Origin of the sequence: Akkermansia muciniphila, assembly GCF_040616545.1 — a bacterium.
Taxonomy (GTDB): Bacteria; Verrucomicrobiota; Verrucomicrobiia; order Verrucomicrobiales; family Akkermansiaceae; genus Akkermansia; species Akkermansia muciniphila_E.
This window is the reverse complement of the sequence record NZ_CP156688.1, coordinates 2,651,103-2,666,865: the sequence shown is the minus strand read 5'-3', so window position 1 is coordinate 2,666,865 and position 15,763 is coordinate 2,651,103. Positions and strand designations below refer to the sequence as shown.

Here is a 15,763-nt window from a genome sequence, read left to right as displayed (position 1 = left end):
TCAAGGCCGCGAATTCCCCTTTGAGGTTCAGTCTGCGGTATTTGGCCGCTGCGCCGCAGGCGCATAAACCGTCGGGTCCGGGATTCCGGCTTCCCTGAAGGCTTCCCGCCGTTCCATGCAGGTGGAGCAGGTGCCGCAGTGGACGGCGCCGCCCTTGTAGCAGGAGTAGGTGCGGGAGAAGTCCACGCCCAGTTCATGGCCCATGGCGGCGATGCCGCCCTTGGAGGTGTGGATGAAGGGGCGCAGGATGCCCAGCCCGGCATAGGTCCCCAGGCGGACGGCTTCCGTCATGGCGGCCATGAATTCCTCCCGGCAGTCCGGATAAATGCTGTGGTCCCCGGAGTGGGCCGCAATGACGAGCTGCTGCGCTCCGCAGCTTTCCGCCACTCCGGCGGCAATGGACAGGAAGATGCCGTTGCGGAAGGGGACGACGGTCTGCTTCATCAGCTCCTCGTCATAGGAGCCGTCCGGGATGTCTTCCGCGCCGGAGAGGAGGGCGGATTTCAAATGGGCGGAGATGGAGGAGATGTCAATGACGCGGTGCTCAATGCCCAGGCTGGCGGCCTGCCACGCGGCGCATTCCAGCTCCCGTTCCGCGTGGTTGGAGGCGTAGTCAAAGCTGAGGGCCACCCGCACGCGGTGGTTCCGGTACGCCCAGTGCAGGGCCACGCTGGAGTCCAGCCCTCCGCTGAGCAGCACGGCGGTTTCCATTGTTTCCATGGCAGAACGGTTAAAGAGGGCGGTTTTCCGGGTTGTGCTCCGCCATGGCGGTAAGCTGGATGCCGCCGCGGGGGGAGAAGCGGCCTTCCACCTTCAGCCACCGGGGGGAGATGGCGGCCGCCAGGTCATCCGTGATGCGGTTGACGATCTGTTCATTGAAGGCCGGGTAGTTGCGGTAGGAGGCCAGGTAGTATTTAAGGGATTTGGTTTCCACGCATTTTTCATCCGGCACGTAGGTGATCATCAGGTGGCAGGAGTCCGGCTGCCCGGTGACGGGGCAGAGGGAAGAGAATTCATGCGTGTCCAGCGTGATGGTGTAGGGACGCGTGCCGCGGTTGGGGAAGGATTCCAGCTTGGCGTCGTCAGGGCTGGTGAAGAAGGAGCTTTGTGAGCCGAGGAGAGTCAGAGGTTCGGACATTGGATGGTTGATGTTGTGTTATAGTGGAGATTCAGTTTTCCTGCGCGGGGCCGTCTTTTTCCCGAACGGGTTCCCTGCCGGGGAATTCCTTCACGTACAGGTCCTGCTGGGGGAAGGGGATGGAAATGCCGTGTTCGTTGAACGCATTATAGATGTTTTCCCGCACGGTGGAAAGGCTGGATGCCTTCGTCATGACGGGAACCCATACCCACACGCCCAGATTGACGGAGCTGTCCCCAAAGCTGTCCAGCACCACGCTGGTTTTCTTCACCTTGGAAAGGAAGGTCAGGGAGGAGAGCGTTTCCAGGATGATGCCGCGCGCCCGCTCCACATCCGTTCCGTAGGAGATGCCCACTTCCACCTTGGAGCATTCGAACTTGTGGTTGCGGGTCATGTTGCGGAAGTTTTTGTTGAAGAGCTGGGAGTTCTGGAAGGCGATGATGGAGCCGTCCAGCGTTTCAATCATGGTGGAGCGGTAGCCCAGGGAGGAGACGCGCCCCCGGTAGCCGTCGCATTCAATCATGTCCCCCTGGCGCAGGCGCCCCAGCATCAGGGAGAGGCCGCTGATGATGTTTTCAATGGTGTCTTTCAGGGCAAAGCCGATGCCCATGCTCAAGCCGCCCATGACCATCAGCAGCCCGTTGTAGTTGGCGTCCATGATGATGAGGGCCGTGAAGACGAAGAGCCCCCACAGGAACAGGGAGGAGAGGGTGATGAAGGTGGGGATGATGCCCACTTCATACTCCTCCCCGTAGATTTCATACAGGGTGTTTTTACCGATGAAGATCAGGTAGTTGAGCACAATGGCAATCAGGATGACCGTGATGAGGTGGCTCCAGCTGAAGGTGAGCAGGTCCTTGACTTCCGTGGTGGCGAAGATTTTGCTGACGATGAGGTCTCCCATGTCGAAGGTGGCGGCGGGCCAGATGAGGCTGAACAGGATGAGGAAGATGGCCAGGCACGGGAGCACCAGCTTGGAGACGAAGGGGCGGAACCACAGGATGTCCTTTTTATTCCGTTCCTTGCGGTGGTTTTCATAGTGGTGCAGCAGGTCCCAAAGCCCCACCAGGAGCAGGATGCTGGTCATCAGCATGATCCACGTCATCAGCACCAGGAAGGCCATGAAGCTGAACCCGGCCCAGCACAGGCCGCTGCCCAGGATGGTGAGCACCAGGGAGATGGTGGCGAAGAAGCGGTCCAGCCGGGGCAGCTTGTGCCTCTGGCGCACCCAGGTCAGCAGGGAGAAGAGGGAGACCAGCGTGAACAGGATGGGCATGAAGATGTCCACGATGATGTTGGGGGCCATGAACATGCGCAGCAGCATGAAAAAGCCTCCCAGGAGCAGGTAGGGCATGTAGATGCGTATGCCGGCGTTGATGGTGCCGTATTTGAGGCGCGTCACCAGGGAGAACAGGATGGCGCTGACCAGCAGGAGGAATTCCGCGCCCAGGGAGGCCGCGCTTTTCAGCAGGTAGTCCGGCGTGCGCAGGGAGGAGATGACGAGGACCAGCGCCACGATGAGGATGGTGGTGACGTTGGTGAAGGCGTGGCGCTTGTTGACGTGGCCCGTCTTTTCCAGCGTTTTTTTGAAACCAAGAAAGACGATGAAGCGGGAAAGCCAGTAGGAACAGAAGATGATGCCCAGCAGGATGAGGCCGTAATGCTTGAGCGTCTGCGGGTCCGACGGGAGCTGAAACTTGCTGTCCGCGGAGGTTTCCCACGCCGCCATGCACACTTCATAAGTCTTGACCGGCTTCAGGAAGATGTATTTGGCCGCATTGGACGGGGTGTAGAATACCCGGTTGAACAGGGAGGTGAACAGCTTGCCGCTCTCGTTGTTCAGGATTTCTATTTTTACGGTCAGGCTGTTGAACAGCTCCTTGAGGTAGCTGATCTGCTCTTTTTCCTTTTGAAGGGCTTCCTCCAGGGCGCGGCAGGTGTACAGGGCTTCATCCCTCTGCACCAGGGACGGTTCCGAGAGGTTGTCCGTATTGACTTCCTCCAGGGATTCCACCAGTTTTTTGATGCGCTCTATTTCCTTGTCCAGCCGCTCCTCCTGTCCCTGGAAGTCCGGCCTCTCGGAGTAATACTGCTTCACCAGGCTGGTGGCGGCCTTGCAGTAAAAGGCCAGGGTAAAGATTTTCTGGTCGTCCAGCGCGTAAAGCACGGCGGACATTTCATAAACCCTGGTGTCAAAGTAATTGTAGGTGTCGTCAGCCTCCTTCACCAGCGTGTCCCGGATGGCCATCCTCTTTTCTTCATTCTTTTTCAGGATGGCTATTTCATGGCACAGGGCCATGATGACGGTGTCCATTTCCGTATGGTCCGGTTCCGCCTGCGGCTCCGCCGGGGCCGGTTCCTGCGCCTGTTCCGGAACGGCGGCGGGCTCTTCAGCCTGCTGTGCCGCAGCATGGCCCAGGGCCAGGAAACCCGCCAGGAGGAAGGCGGCGCAGCAGCGGAAAAACGTCCGGTAATCAGGGATGCTCATGAACGGTTCCAGTTCTAGGGGCTGGGGGCATTACGGTCAAGGTTATATTCCCGCGCTGCCTGAGACGGCTTTGCGGGGGAAGGCTCGCGCTTTCCGGCGCAGCCCCAGGGTGTTTTTTCGGGACCCGGCTTTCCGTGCCCGGCGTCTGGCCCTTATTGATTTCATGATTGATTTTTTAACGGAATATTGGCTAATATGAGAATAATTCCATGATTTGTATGAAGGAACCGGAAATTTTAACCATAGACGCCCATTGCCATTTGTTTAACCACGAGGTTCTCTCCTGGAGGCTCCTGGCGGATTTCATCCTTTCCCGGATACGCCGCCGGGGAATGCAGGCCCGTCTGGAAACGGCGGGAGGCATCGGCGAACTGAAGAGGATCATCCGCTTTTTCAGGACGGGGTTGATGGACACGGAGGATATTTACGGCAAGCTGCTGGCGGAAGGCGCCTGCAATGCCGTTGTGCCGTTGATGTTTGACCTGGATTACTGCATGAAGGGCGCCGGGTATTCCAACGGGTTCCGGCGGCGCAAGGCCTGCAAGAAGAATATAAAAAGGGCGGCGCGGCAGGAATGGGCCGCGCTCCGGAAAGAACTTGATGAACTGGCGGCGCACGCCGGGAGGAGGGAAAGAAGGGAACTGGGGGAGATGAAGCAGGCCCTCCGCCGCCTGTCCGGAAAGACGGAACGGCTTTCCCTGGGAAAACGGGATGCGTTCCGGATGCAGGAGGAGGCGTTGCTCAAACTGGCGGCGGCGCATCCCGGCAGGGTGCTTCCGTTTTACGCGGTGGACCCGCGCCGCCCCGGCAACTGCATGCACGGTCCGGACGGGACGATTGACATTTCCCCCTTGACGGACAGATTGCTTCCCAGGCTGGGAGGGAAGGGCGGTTTTTACGGCTTCAAGCTATACTGCCCCAATGGCTATTCCCCTACGGACCCCGTGCTGATGGCCCTGTACGAGTATTGCGAACGGCACGGGGTTCCGCTGACGGCCCATTGTTCCGGCGGCGGCTTTGCCAGTTTTTCCCCTTCCATCATGGTGCACGGGCACGTTTACCGGAATGGAGAGGTTGTTCCGCATGACGGCGTTCTGGAATTCAGGCACTACCGCCTGACGGACAAGCTCCGGGTGAAGGAGAAGGCGGAACTTCTGAACCATCCGCGGCTGTGGAAGAAGGTGATGGAAGCTTTTCCGCGCCTCCGGCTGAACCTGGCCCACTTCGGCTGCCGGGACGAGGGCATGGAATGGACGGAACTGATTTACGGCATGATGGAGCAGTTCCCAGGCCTTCATACGGATTTGTCCTGCATCACGGAGGCGCCCAGGCTCAGGGAGATGCGGGAGTATTTCCTCAAGGCCCCGGAACAGGTGCGCCGCAAATTCCTGTTCGGCAGCGATTTTTATCTGAACCTTCTTTTCCTGGACGGGATGAAGGTGTACATGGAGAATTTCCGGAACACCTTTACGGAGCAGGAAAGGCATGAACTGATGACGGCCAATCCGTCTGAATTCTTGGGGCTGCCCTGACGGGGACACGGAAAACGCTCCGGACATCCATCCGGAGCGTTGGAAAGGAAAGCTGTTCCCGGAAGGGGGAATCAGTTCAGGGAGAAGGAGCGGATTCTCTTCACGGATTCCTCCCGGCCCAGCAGGGAGAAGACGGAGGAGAGGTCCGGGCCGCCGCTCAGGCCGGTGAGGGCTACGCGCGCCGGGAACATCACGGCCCCCATCTTCACGCCGTTTTCCTTGGCAAAGGCTTTTAGCACGCCAATGAGTTCATGGCCGTCCCATTCCGGTTCCTGTTCCAGCCTGTCCGCCAGTTTGGAAAGCAGTTCCAGGGCTTCCGGCTGGACCTTGGCGACGGCTTCCGGGTCCATGCTGAGGTCAAAGAAGAAGCGGATTTTGTCCGGCACTTCCGCCAGCGTCTGCACCTTCGTCTGTACGGTGGCGATGGCGTCATCCAGAATGGGGGAGTCCGGCAGCCCGGCGTTCAGGCAGAAGGGCCGCGCCTGGGCCGTGAATTCTTCCGCAGGCAGGGCAATGATGTGCTGCTGGTTGACCCAGCGGCACTTGGTGATGTCAAATTTGGCGGCGGAGTGGTTGACCGCTTCCAGGGAGAAGCGTTCAATGAGCTCCTGCGGGGAGAAGATTTCCGTGTCGTCCTTGGGGGACCAGCCCAGCAGGGCCAGGAAGTTCATCACGCCTTCCGGCAGGAAGCCTTCTTCCGGGTACGTGCCCAGGGCCGCTCCCACGTCGCGCTTGGACATCTTGGAGCCGTCCTGGTTCAGGATCAGCGGCATGTGGGCGAAGACCGGGGGAGTGACGCCGAAGGCCTCAAACAGCTGGATGTGCTTGGGCGTGTTCATGATGTGGTCTTCCCCGCGGATGACGTGGGTCATCTTCATTTCAATGTCGTCCACCACGTTGACGAAGTGGAAAATGTAGGAGCCGTCCGCGCGGCGGATGGCCATGTCCGGCGTGTTGGAGGCGTCCCGGTAGTCAATGGTGATGTCTCCGCAGATCAGGTCATGGAAGGTGACGGGCTTGGAGCGGTCAAAGCGGAAGCGCCATGCGCCGCCGTCCTCGTACACGCGCCCGGCGTCCTGGAGCTTCTTGAAATAGGCGTCGTAAATATCATTGCGCTGGCTCTGGAAGTAGGGGCCGCAGTCGCCACCCTTCATGGGGCCTTCATCCCAGTCCAGTCCCAGCCATTCCATGCCGGTGAAGATTGCGCGGGTGGCTTCCTCCGTGTTGCGGGCATTGTCCGTATCCTCAATGCGGAGGATGAAGGTGCCGCCCATCTTGCGGGCAAACAGCCAGTTGAACAGGGCGGTGCGCGCGCCGCCGATGTGGAGGTAGCCCGTGGGGGAAGGTGCGAATCTTGTTCTGACGTGACTCATGATGGGTAAGAGAGTAAGGGCCTGCCTGCCCGCGTCAAGCAGATACAGGGGGTGCATGCCAAAAAAGGACGGCGCGGGGGACGGGCGTTTTTTACGGGTGTTGTCGGCCTTGCGGCTTGCCTGGAAAGGGTTTTTAGGGTTCATTTAACGCCGTGTTCTTTTTAAAGCACATATTCCGCCTGCGGGAGAAGTGGCAGATTGAGCGGGAGGACGAGGAAAAGCCCTTTCTGGAGCATCTGGACGACCTGCGCACCATGCTGCTGAGGATGGCCCTGTGCCTGACCGTCAGCACGATTCTGTGCGCCGGGTTCGCGTCCAATCTGATGGACATCCTGCGGCGTCCCGTCAACCAGGTGTGGGACATGTTTGAGGAATCCCACCTGCCCGCGGGAATAGGGCTGGACGCCTGGGGAAAGGCCAAGGAAACGGCCACGGCCATGATGAGCCTGGACGGCGCCCAGCGGAAGCTGCTTCTCCGGCAGATTTCCCCGTCCCTGGCGGATTTGACGGAGGCGGCCCTGGTGCTCCGGGGAGCGGAACCTCTGCCGGAGGACAGGAAGGAAATTTTTATCCGGGAGGGAAGCCCCAGCTCCACGGTGCGGGAACTGGCGGAATCCCTGTTTGCCAAGGAGGCCATTCTGACGGACGGGACGGGACGGGGGGCCCTCAAGATGATGAGCGCGTTCCAGCCCGGGGAGGCGTTCATGCTGACCATCAAGCTTTCCCTGTATGCCGGGGTGGTGATCTCCTTCCCCCTGCTGCTGTACTTCCTGCTCCAGTTTATTATTCCGGGGCTGCTGGAGCATGAGCGCAAGCTGCTGTACAAGTGCATGGCGGTCGGCTTCGGCCTGTTCCTGGCCGGAACGCTGTTCTGCTACTTCATCGTGCTTCCCAGGGTGCTGACCTTCTTCTATACGTACTCCCTGGAATTCGGCATTTCCAATGAATGGCGCATCGGCTATTACCTGTCTTTCGCCACGCAGATGATCCTGATGTTCGGCCTGGCGTTTGAACTGCCCGTGGTGGTGATGCCCTTCGTCAAGCTGGGCGTGCTGACCTACGACATGATGAAGGCCACGCGCCGCTACGCCATTGTGGCGATCGCCATTCTGGCCGCGGTCATCACCCCCACGCCGGACGTAGCCACCATGATGCTGATGGCCGTCCCCATGTATGCGCTGTATGAAATATGCATCATCCTGGCCTGGATGCATGAGCGCAAGGAGGCCGCCCGCGCCCGGGAGGAAGTCGCCCGGTTTGAAGAAGACTTCAACAACGACAATTCTCCCTACAACCATTAAACACATCCAACCGACGCTAGTAACATGAATCTCCTGGACATCATCATCCTGGGCATTGTGGAAGGCCTGACCGAGTACCTGCCGGTCAGCTCCACAGGACACCTTCTCCTGACGGAATCCCTGCTGAACATGTCCCAGAGCAAGGAGGCCCTGGACGCCCTGGCCGTCTGCATCCAGGGCGGGGCCATCCTGGCGGTGCTGAGCCTGTACTTCCCCCGGGTGAAGTCCATGGCGCAGGGCTTGCGCGGCAATAATCCCGCCGGGCTGAAGCTGCTGGTGAACCTCATTCTGGCCTTTCTCCCCGCCGCCGTGGTGGGCCTGTGCTGCGCCTCCCTGATCAAGGAGTACCTGTTCAATACGTACACGGTGGCTTATTCCTGGATTGTGGGCGGCGGCGTGATTCTGGCGTACTGCGCCTGGCGCGCCAGGCAGGGGCGTTCCAATGAGGGGAACGCCGGGGCTTCCATTGAAAGCCTTACTCCGGCCAAGGCCCTGACGGTGGGCGCGCTCCAGTGCGTGGCCATGGTCCCCGGCACCAGCCGGAGCCTGATGACCATGCTGGGAGGCATGTTCGTGGGGCTGAGCGTGGAGGCCGCCGTGGAATTCAGCTTCCTGCTGGGCCTGATTACCCTGGGCGCGGCCACGGCGCATGATGCGTACAAGGATGGAGCGCTGATGCTGGAAGCCTTCGGATGGGAGGCCCTGGCCGTGGGAACGGTCGTGAGCTGGCTGTCCGCATGGCTGGCCGTAAAGTGGATGGTCTCCTACCTTCAAAAGCACAGTTTCGCCGTGTTCGGCTGGTACCGCATCGCCATCGGCATCGTGACCCTGGTTCTTTTGGGAGCGGGGCTGATGCATTAAAATTTTATTCCTCTTTGTTGAATGTCAAGAGCCGCTGCCCGGTCCGGGAAGGCGGCCCTTTTATTTTTCCGGCCGCGGGAAAAGAGGTTTTGAAAATGTAACCTGATTGTAACACACGGAATTGGTTTTTCCGGCATCATGGAGGCATGAACATCATGTGGTGCCTGATAGCCGTATGGGCGGGAATAGCCGTTCCGGCGCATTCCCGGGAGGCTGATGACGGGCTGGCTGCCCGGAACATCATCCTGCCGCAGAGGCGCGTCATCCCTCCGGCGGACCGGATGGTCCGGCAGGCGGTGGGCATGGAAAAGGTGAATGCCCGCGTTCTGGTGAACGGACGCAGTGCCGTGACCACCCTGGAGCTGAATGTGCGCAATGACGGTTCCTCCCCCGCGGAGGCGGAGCTGCTGCTGCCCGTGCCGGAAGGCGTGGTGGTGAAGGGATTTTATTACGGTGACGGAAAAACGGCCTGGCAGGCGTCCCTGATGCCCGCGGCGGAAGCCCGCCGCCTGTATGACCGCATTGTAGCGGGCAGAAAAGACCCGGCCCTGCTGGAATTTGCGGGCTACGGCGTCATCCGGACCAGCGTGTTTCCGGTGCCTCCCCGGTCTTCCGTGAAACTGGGCATTGTTTACGAACAACTGCTGGTCCCCGCGGACCACCGCCTGGATTACGTCCTGCCCAGAACGGAAGCCCTGTCCGGCGGCGTGCCGTGGACGGTGAGGGTGGAGCTGGCCCCCGGAAAGGACGGTCCGGGCAATGTTTTCACCCCCTCCCATCAGATGGAGCGCCGTGAGCTGGAGGATGGAACCGTGGTTCTGACCCTGGCGGAGGAGAGGATGAGCCCCGGACCCTTCCGCCTGTCATGGCTGGAAGCACGGGGGCAAAAAGGGCAGGGCCACGCCGCTCCGGATACCAGCATTTACGCTTCTCCTGACGCGGAAGGCGGCAAAAACGGCTACTTTCTGGCGATGGTGGGCAAGGACGGCCCTCCCGGCGCAAACTCCATCCTCCGGGAAGTCACGCTGGTGCTGGACAGGTCCGGCAGCATGCGCGGGGAAAAGCTGGCCAGCATGAAGGAGGCGGCCAAGCAGATCGTTTCCGGCCTGAATCCTGGAGAACGCTTTAACATCATCACTTATAACGAAGGGATCAACCTGTTTGAGGCGGCCCCGGTGGAAAAGAGCGGAGAGTCGGAAAAAGCGGCCCATGCGTGGCTGGACGCCGTGGTGGCGCGGGGCGGCACCAATGTGCATGAGGCCCTGTCCGCCGCGCTGGCCCAGCCCTCCCATGAGGGGATGCTGCCCGTGGTGCTTTTCCTAACGGACGGCCTTCCCACGATTGGCCGCACTTCTGAAAAAGACATTGTGGCCCTGGCGGGAGAGAGGAACAAGGAGGAAAGGCGCATTTTCACCATCGGGGTGGGGGAAGACGTGAATGCCCCCCTGCTGAGGCGCATGGCTGAAATTTCCGGAGGGCTGCCGTCCTACGTCCTTCCCGGGGAAAGTCTTGAGGTCAAGCTGGGGCAGGTATTCCGGCAGTTGTACGGCCCCGTTTTCCGGAAGGTCCGTTATACCGTCTGCTCTCCGGATGGCAGGGAACAGCCGGGAAGGGTGCAGGACGCCATTCCCTCCGGGACTCTGCCGGATATTTATTCCGGAACCCCCGCCGTGCTGGCCGGCAGGTACATAGGCACGGAACCTTTCCTGGTCAAGGGAACCTGCGTGGACCGGAATAACGCGGAACGGGCTTTTTCCATCACTGTGGACCCGCGGCGCATCGCCAGCATGAAGGATGATTTTGTGGCCCGGCTGTGGGCCGCCCGTAAAATAGGCAGTCTGGAAACGGCCCTGATGGATATGGGGGAAGATTCTTCCGGTACGGAAGAGATGAGGAATTATCCCAAAACGCTGGAATTGGCGGAGGAGATCATGCGGCTTTCCCGGGATTTCGGGATCATGAGTTCAGCCACCGCCTTTTTTGCGGATGACGGCAGTTCCGGTTCATGGCGCGTTCCGGGGACTTCCCCGCGGGGCGGACAGATGGGAAGAGTGATGCGGGAGTCGCGTGAAGGTCTGGGTGCGATTGCCCTGCAGGAGAATGCCGTAGCCAAGAAGAAGGAGCTGGCCGTTAACAAGTACAACATTCAGATGGACCGCCGGGGCCGCGCCGTTTCCTTCCATCACACGGCGCAGATTGCGCAGAACGGATATTTTAACAGGAACGGCGTCTGGATGGAGAGCGCCGTGCTTTCCCTCCCGGACGCGGGCCGCGCCGTGAGGACGGTCCAGGTGGGCACGCCGGAATATGCCGCCGTGGCTGACAAGCTGGTTAAGACCAACCGCCAGGGGCTCCTGGCCCTGGATGGCTCCGTGATGCTTCTCCTGGATGGAGAAACCGTGCTGATGCAGAACAGTTTTCCGTAAACAAACAATAAATACTAATCAACAATCATGAACCATATTATTGCATGTACATTGGGGCTGCTGGGCGCCGGAGCATTCTGCGCGCATGGCGAATCCCCGGCCATTCCCGCGGCCGGGCAGCCCGTTCCGCAGGAAAAGGGTAAATCCTCCCTTACTCCGGGACAGCAGGGGAACGCGCAGGAGGTGAAAAAATCCGTGTCTTCCGCTACTGTAAGTTCCGCTGCGGGGCACGCTTCCTGCGTGGTCATAAGCGCGGCTGAACCGGAAAAGGCCGGGGAGATTAAGGGAGCCTCCTATTCCGTCACGGCCAGGAACGGGGCCGTCCTCGGAGAAATGGAGATCAGCGTAACCCCGAAGATGGAAGCTGCCTATTCCATAAGGACCACGGGGAAAGGCAGCTCCGGCATCATCATAAGTACGGTGAAAGCGGAGAAGGCTGACGGTGTGAAGGAGGCCGCGTATTCCATCACCACCGCAAAAGGCGCCGTTCCGGGCGGCATGGAGGTCAGCGTGGTTCCGGTGAAGGAAGAAGCTTCTTGCGGAACGGCCGCCGCGCCGGAGCAGGCGGCTGTAAAAAAGGAAGACCGCGCCGCGGTCCAGATTGCCCTTTTGCTGGATACCTCCGGCAGCATGACCGGACTCATCAACCAGGCGCGCACGTACCTGTGGAAGATTGTCAATGACATGACGCTGGCGCGCCAGAACGGTAAATTGCCCGATATCCAAATTGCCCTTTATGAATATGGAAACGACGGGCTGTCTTCCAAAGACGCGTGGGTCCGCCAGGTGCTTCCGCTCACGGATGATCTGGACAAGGTCTCCGAGGAATTGTTCAAGCTGAAAACCAACGGCGGCACGGAATGCTGCGGCGCCGTCATTGACCGGGCCGTGAAGGAGCTGAAATGGAATACGGAGGACCCCAATGCGCTGAAACTGGTGTTTATTGCCGGCAATGAACCCTTCAACCAGGGCAATGTGCCGTATGCGGAATCTATCGCGCGGGGCCTGGCGAAGGGCATCACCGTCAATACCATTCATTGCGGGAATGCGGGGGACCGGGATACGGCCCTGTGGAAGGACGGCGCCAAGAAGGGGGACGGCAGCTTCCTCAACATTGACCACAATGCCACTCCCCCGGACCCGGAAACGCCCTATGACGGGGAGCTTGCCAAGCTGAGCTCCTCCCTGAACGGGACGTATCTGGCCTACGGTTCCCAGGAAGTTCAGGCTGAACGGCTGAGCAAGCAGGAGGGCCAGGACAGGCTGGCGCGGGAGCTGTCATCCACGGCTTACGCGGGCCGCGTCAAGGCGAAGGCCAACAAGGCGGCGTACCGCAATACCTCCTGGGACCTGGTGGACCTTTACGAACGGGACGGAGCCAAGGCTCTGGGCAAGTTGAATGGCGCCGGACAGCTTCCCAAGGAACTGGAAGGCAAAACCCCGGAAGAATTGGAGGCCGTGGTGAAGAAGAAGGCGGAAGAACGCGGAGCCCTGCAGAAAAAGGTGATGGAGCTGGATGCCCTGCGCAGCGAATGGCTGGCCAGGTGGAAGGCGCAGCAGAGCGTTTCCGGGAATGCCGGGCCGGACAGCCTGGATGACGCCATTATCCAGGCCGTACGGAAGCAGGCTTCCAAAAAGCAGTTTTCCTTTGTGGAAGAGAACGGAGCGGAAGGAAAAAATTCCCCTATGAAATAACAGAGTGAAGAAATGAGTGCCCTGCGGGGCTGCCCGGGAGTACGGGCGGTCCCGCAGGATTGTTCTTTCTGAAAAAACCGGTTTTACCGGAACGTTTATATTTGATAGATTACTCTGCATACATGCACCGCTACCGCATTCTGGTCGTAGAAGACGACCATGCCATCAGAAACGGCCTGGCGGACGCCCTCTCGGTGTCCGGCTATGACGTTTTGTCCGCCGGGGACGGCTATGAAGCTCTGGAAATGATCCACGCAGAAGAGTATGACCTGGCCCTGCTGGATGTAGTGCTGCCCGGAGCGAACGGATTTGACCTGCTGAGGCGCATCCGGGAAGACCGGGCCACGGTTCCCGTGCTGATGCTTACCGCCAAGGGGGCGGAGGCGGACAAGGTGAAGGGGCTGAAGCTGGGGGCGGATGATTACGTGGTGAAGCCCTTCAGCCTGCTGGAGGTTCTTGCCAGGATAGAGGCCGTGCTGAGGCGGTCCCCGGAAAGGCCCAGCGCCGTCAGCCGCGTCATGCTGCCGGAAGGGCACCTGGATTTTGCCACCCGCGCCCTGGTGCTGGAGGAGGGCCCCGTGACGCTGACGACCAAGGAATTTGACCTGGCGCGCCATCTGGCGGCCAATGCCGGAAGAATCATCACCCGTGAGGAAATCCTGGCGAGGGTCTGGAAGATGGACCCCCGGCTGGTGGAAACGCGGAGCATTGACACCACGATCGCCCGCCTGCGGGAAAAAATGGGGAAAAGGAATGCCGCCGTCATCCGCACCCTCAGGGGGCAGGGCTACGTTTGGGAGGATGATGCATGAGCAGCCGTTTTTCCTTCCATTTGCTGCTGTGGTCCTGCCTGCTGATTCTGCTGGGGGTGATGGGGTGGCTCAGCCATTCCATGCTGGACGCAGAGAAGCGCAGGCTGGCGGAGACGCACCAGATACGCCTGGTGGAGCAGAGCCGCCTGGCCCTGTGGCGCATGGATTCCCTGCTGGCCTCCATGATTGCCGGGGAAAACAACCGTTCTCCCGGAGAATATTTCCAGAGGGGCGCTCTGGCGGAATCCCTCAGGAAGGAGGGCTCCATGCCGGATTTATCCGAGTTTGCCAAACTGTATTTCCAGATAGACCCGCAGGGGAAGGTTTCCTCACCCCAGAAAGGTGCGGAGCGTCTGGAATATGTCATCCAACTGGGAAAATCCGGGTGGGGCAGCCATGTGGTGGACGCCATGAAGAATTTGCCGCAGCCTTCCTCCATTTCCAGGGAAGAAGTGACGCAGCCGCAGCCGGATACTTTCTCCGCCCCTCCGCCGGCAGAAGCGGTACAGATATCTTCCGTGACCATCGTGGGCGGAAAGGAACAGCAGAAGAACGGCATGCCGCAGGAACTGGCGGTGGAAAGCCGGAAAGCCTTCCAGCAGGGAATGGAAGACTACAACATGCGCAAAAACCTTTCCAACAGCCAGCAGGAGTACAATGTCAGCGTCAAGGTAAAAAAGAAGGCCGTGGAATCCCTCCAGCGCGGGAAAAGGGATGTTGAGGGGGAAGGCCGGATGACCGTTTCAGGGTCGGTGAATGGCATGGAAAATCTGGAACACAAGGGCCAATGCCTGACTTATGGAGGTCCCTTGAAGACCGGAAAAAAGCAGAAAAGCAAGTCCGGAGATATTGTGGCTCTTCTGGATACCGGAGCCGGGGAATTGACCCTGGACGGGAAGAGGCTTCAGTTTGAAGTCCATGAAGAAAAGGCGCCCCCGGCAAGCGCGCCGCAGGAAAATTTGGCGGAGATAACCGTTCCCCGCCGTGAAAGGATGGCCGGCGCCCCGGAAAGTTACAGGGAGCTCTCCATTTCCTCCCTCCAGCCCAGGTGGCAGGAGGGGAGTGAGTGCTTCCTGACGCGCCGCATTTCAGACCACGGCCAGGTATGGGTGCAGGGCATCTGGCTGGATTGGGACAAATTGTCCGCCTACCTTCTGGAATCCGTGGCTGATATTTTGCCGGATGCCACCCTGGCGCCGGCGGACGGCCGGGAGGAAAGCTATCTGACCCTGGCTGGCATTCCCGCCATGCTGAACCCGGGGAATCTGCCTCCCATGCCTGCCAACTCCCTGCGCACGGTGTGGAACTCCATCGCCATGGCGTGGTTCTGCGGCATTCTGGCCCTGTGCGGGGTCATCGGCTTCATGATTGGCCTTATCCGGTTGAGCGAACGCCGCGCCGTCTTTGTTTCCGCCGTAACCCATGAGCTGAGAACGCCGCTGACCACCTTTAACATGTACACGGAAATGCTCTCCTCCGGCCTGGTGCCCAAGGGCAGGGAAATGGACTATGTGGACATCCTGAAAAACGAGGCAGGCAGGCTGACGCATCTGGTGGATAATGTGCTGAGCTATGCCCGGGTGGAGAAAAATTCTATTTCCCTCCATCCGGAGAAGATTCCCGTGCCGGAGCTGGCCGCCTCCGTCATTGCCCGCATTTCCCCCCGGATGACCGCAGCCGGCATGGACTCCCAGCTTTCCGTGGCGCCGGAGTTGCAGCAGGAGAGCGTGATGGCGGACATGACCGCCGTGGAGCAGATTGTGTATAACCTGGCGGACAACGCCGCCAAGTACGCGCGGTTTGACGGAAGCATCCTGAAGGTGGAGCTGAAAATGGAGAAGCGTTTTCTGGTTATCCGCGTGGAGGATGAAGGGAAAGGCATCTCCGATTCCCTGAAAGGCAAACTGTTCCGCCCCTTTTCCAGGTCTGCGGAGGAAGCCGCCGGAAAACAGCCGGGCGTGGGGCTGGGGCTGGCGTTGTCCCGGGAGCTGGCCAGGAGCATGGGCGGGGATTTGTGCCTGGAGGAAAGTTCCGGACACGGATGCCGGTTTGCCCTCAGGCTCCCTTTTTCCAGGGTGTGAGCCCACCGTTCCGCCAGGAAACATTTTTCTTCAAAAAAGCGGCCGGATAGGTTTTA

At 59.9% G+C, this 15,763-nt stretch carries 11 protein-coding genes; 7 read left to right on the top strand and 4 right to left on the bottom strand.

Annotated elements, in window-relative coordinates:
• Positions 1 to 27: 27 nt before the first annotated feature.
• Genes queC through ABGM91_RS10785 form a run of 3 tightly spaced genes read right to left on the bottom strand, consistent with a single transcriptional unit; the run spans position 28 to position 3,626 of the window.
• A complete protein-coding gene (gene queC, locus ABGM91_RS10795; RefSeq protein ID WP_354832245.1) occupies positions 28 to 720 on the bottom strand; it encodes a 7-cyano-7-deazaguanine synthase QueC in 693 nt (230 codons plus the stop codon).
• 10 nt (positions 721 to 730) lie between these two features.
• Positions 731 to 1,138 carry a preQ(1) synthase gene (gene queF, locus ABGM91_RS10790; RefSeq protein WP_290566406.1) on the bottom strand — a complete coding sequence of 136 codons (408 nt, stop codon included), beginning with the start codon at positions 1,136 to 1,138 and terminating at the stop codon, positions 731 to 733.
• A 31-nt stretch (positions 1,139 to 1,169) separates the two neighbouring features.
• Entirely contained in the window at positions 1,170 to 3,626 is a 2,457-nt protein-coding gene (locus ABGM91_RS10785) for a mechanosensitive ion channel domain-containing protein (protein WP_354832242.1), read from the bottom strand.
• 218 nt (positions 3,627 to 3,844) lie between these two features.
• Between ABGM91_RS10785 and ABGM91_RS10780 the strand changes: the two genes are divergently transcribed.
• Positions 3,845 to 5,158 (top strand): amidohydrolase family protein, encoded by a 1,314-nt coding sequence (locus ABGM91_RS10780; protein ID WP_354832240.1) that lies wholly within the window; start codon positions 3,845 to 3,847, stop codon positions 5,156 to 5,158.
• A 71-nt stretch (positions 5,159 to 5,229) separates the two neighbouring features.
• Here ABGM91_RS10780 and gltX read toward each other — a convergent pair whose 3' ends face one another.
• Positions 5,230 to 6,531, bottom strand: coding sequence for a glutamate--tRNA ligase (gltX, locus tag ABGM91_RS10775; protein ID WP_215428266.1), 1,302 nt, complete (start codon positions 6,529 to 6,531; stop codon positions 5,230 to 5,232).
• Between the two features lie 152 nt (positions 6,532 to 6,683).
• Here gltX and tatC point away from each other — a divergent pair, with 152 nt between their 5' ends.
• The 6 genes from tatC (at position 6,684) to ABGM91_RS10745 (ending at position 15,707) form a co-directional block, all read left to right on the top strand.
• Positions 6,684 to 7,832 carry a twin-arginine translocase subunit TatC gene (gene tatC, locus ABGM91_RS10770; RefSeq protein WP_354832238.1) on the top strand — a complete coding sequence of 383 codons (1,149 nt, stop codon included), beginning with the start codon at positions 6,684 to 6,686 and terminating at the stop codon, positions 7,830 to 7,832.
• 24 nt (positions 7,833 to 7,856) lie between these two features.
• A complete protein-coding gene (locus tag ABGM91_RS10765; RefSeq protein WP_215428269.1) occupies positions 7,857 to 8,693 on the top strand; it encodes an undecaprenyl-diphosphate phosphatase in 837 nt (278 codons plus the stop codon).
• A 146-nt stretch (positions 8,694 to 8,839) separates the two neighbouring features.
• The gene (locus ABGM91_RS10760) at positions 8,840 to 11,119 is read left to right on the top strand and encodes a VWA domain-containing protein (RefSeq protein WP_354832236.1); all 2,280 of its coding nucleotides are present in this window, start codon (positions 8,840 to 8,842) and stop codon (positions 11,117 to 11,119) included.
• Between the two features lie 27 nt (positions 11,120 to 11,146).
• Positions 11,147 to 12,814, top strand: coding sequence for a VWA domain-containing protein (locus tag ABGM91_RS10755; protein ID WP_354832234.1), 1,668 nt, complete (start codon positions 11,147 to 11,149; stop codon positions 12,812 to 12,814).
• 122 nt (positions 12,815 to 12,936) lie between these two features.
• Positions 12,937 to 13,626, top strand: a complete 690-nt coding sequence (locus ABGM91_RS10750; protein ID WP_354832232.1) for a response regulator transcription factor — start codon at positions 12,937 to 12,939, stop codon at positions 13,624 to 13,626.
• Positions 13,623 to 15,707 carry a HAMP domain-containing sensor histidine kinase gene (locus tag ABGM91_RS10745; RefSeq protein ID WP_354832230.1) on the top strand — a complete coding sequence of 695 codons (2,085 nt, stop codon included), beginning with the start codon at positions 13,623 to 13,625 and terminating at the stop codon, positions 15,705 to 15,707. Before ABGM91_RS10750 ends, ABGM91_RS10745 begins: the two co-directional genes overlap by 4 nt.
• The last annotated feature ends 56 nt before the right edge of the window (positions 15,708 to 15,763 follow it).

Bases quoted from the DNA above. Each gene is read 5' to 3' on its own strand.
- ABGM91_RS10760 (WP_354832236.1), top strand. From the start codon at position 8,840: ATGAACATCATGTGGTGCCTGATAGCCGTATGGGCGGGAATAGCCGTT.
- ABGM91_RS10745 (WP_354832230.1), top strand. From the start codon at position 13,623: ATGAGCAGCCGTTTTTCCTTCCATTTGCTGCTGTGGTCCTGCCTGCTG.
- ABGM91_RS10765 (WP_215428269.1), top strand. From the start codon at position 7,857: ATGAATCTCCTGGACATCATCATCCTGGGCATTGTGGAAGGCCTGACC.
- ABGM91_RS10755 (WP_354832234.1), top strand. From the start codon at position 11,147: ATGAACCATATTATTGCATGTACATTGGGGCTGCTGGGCGCCGGAGCA.
- ABGM91_RS10750 (WP_354832232.1), top strand. From the start codon at position 12,937: ATGCACCGCTACCGCATTCTGGTCGTAGAAGACGACCATGCCATCAGA.
- gltX (WP_215428266.1), bottom strand. From the start codon at position 6,531: ATGAGTCACGTCAGAACAAGATTCGCACCTTCCCCCACGGGCTACCTC.
- ABGM91_RS10785 (WP_354832242.1), bottom strand. From the start codon at position 3,626: ATGAGCATCCCTGATTACCGGACGTTTTTCCGCTGCTGCGCCGCCTTC.
- queC (WP_354832245.1), bottom strand. From the start codon at position 720: ATGGAAACAATGGAAACCGCCGTGCTGCTCAGCGGAGGGCTGGACTCC.
- queF (WP_290566406.1), bottom strand. From the start codon at position 1,138: ATGTCCGAACCTCTGACTCTCCTCGGCTCACAAAGCTCCTTCTTCACC.
- ABGM91_RS10780 (WP_354832240.1), top strand. From the start codon at position 3,845: ATGAAGGAACCGGAAATTTTAACCATAGACGCCCATTGCCATTTGTTT.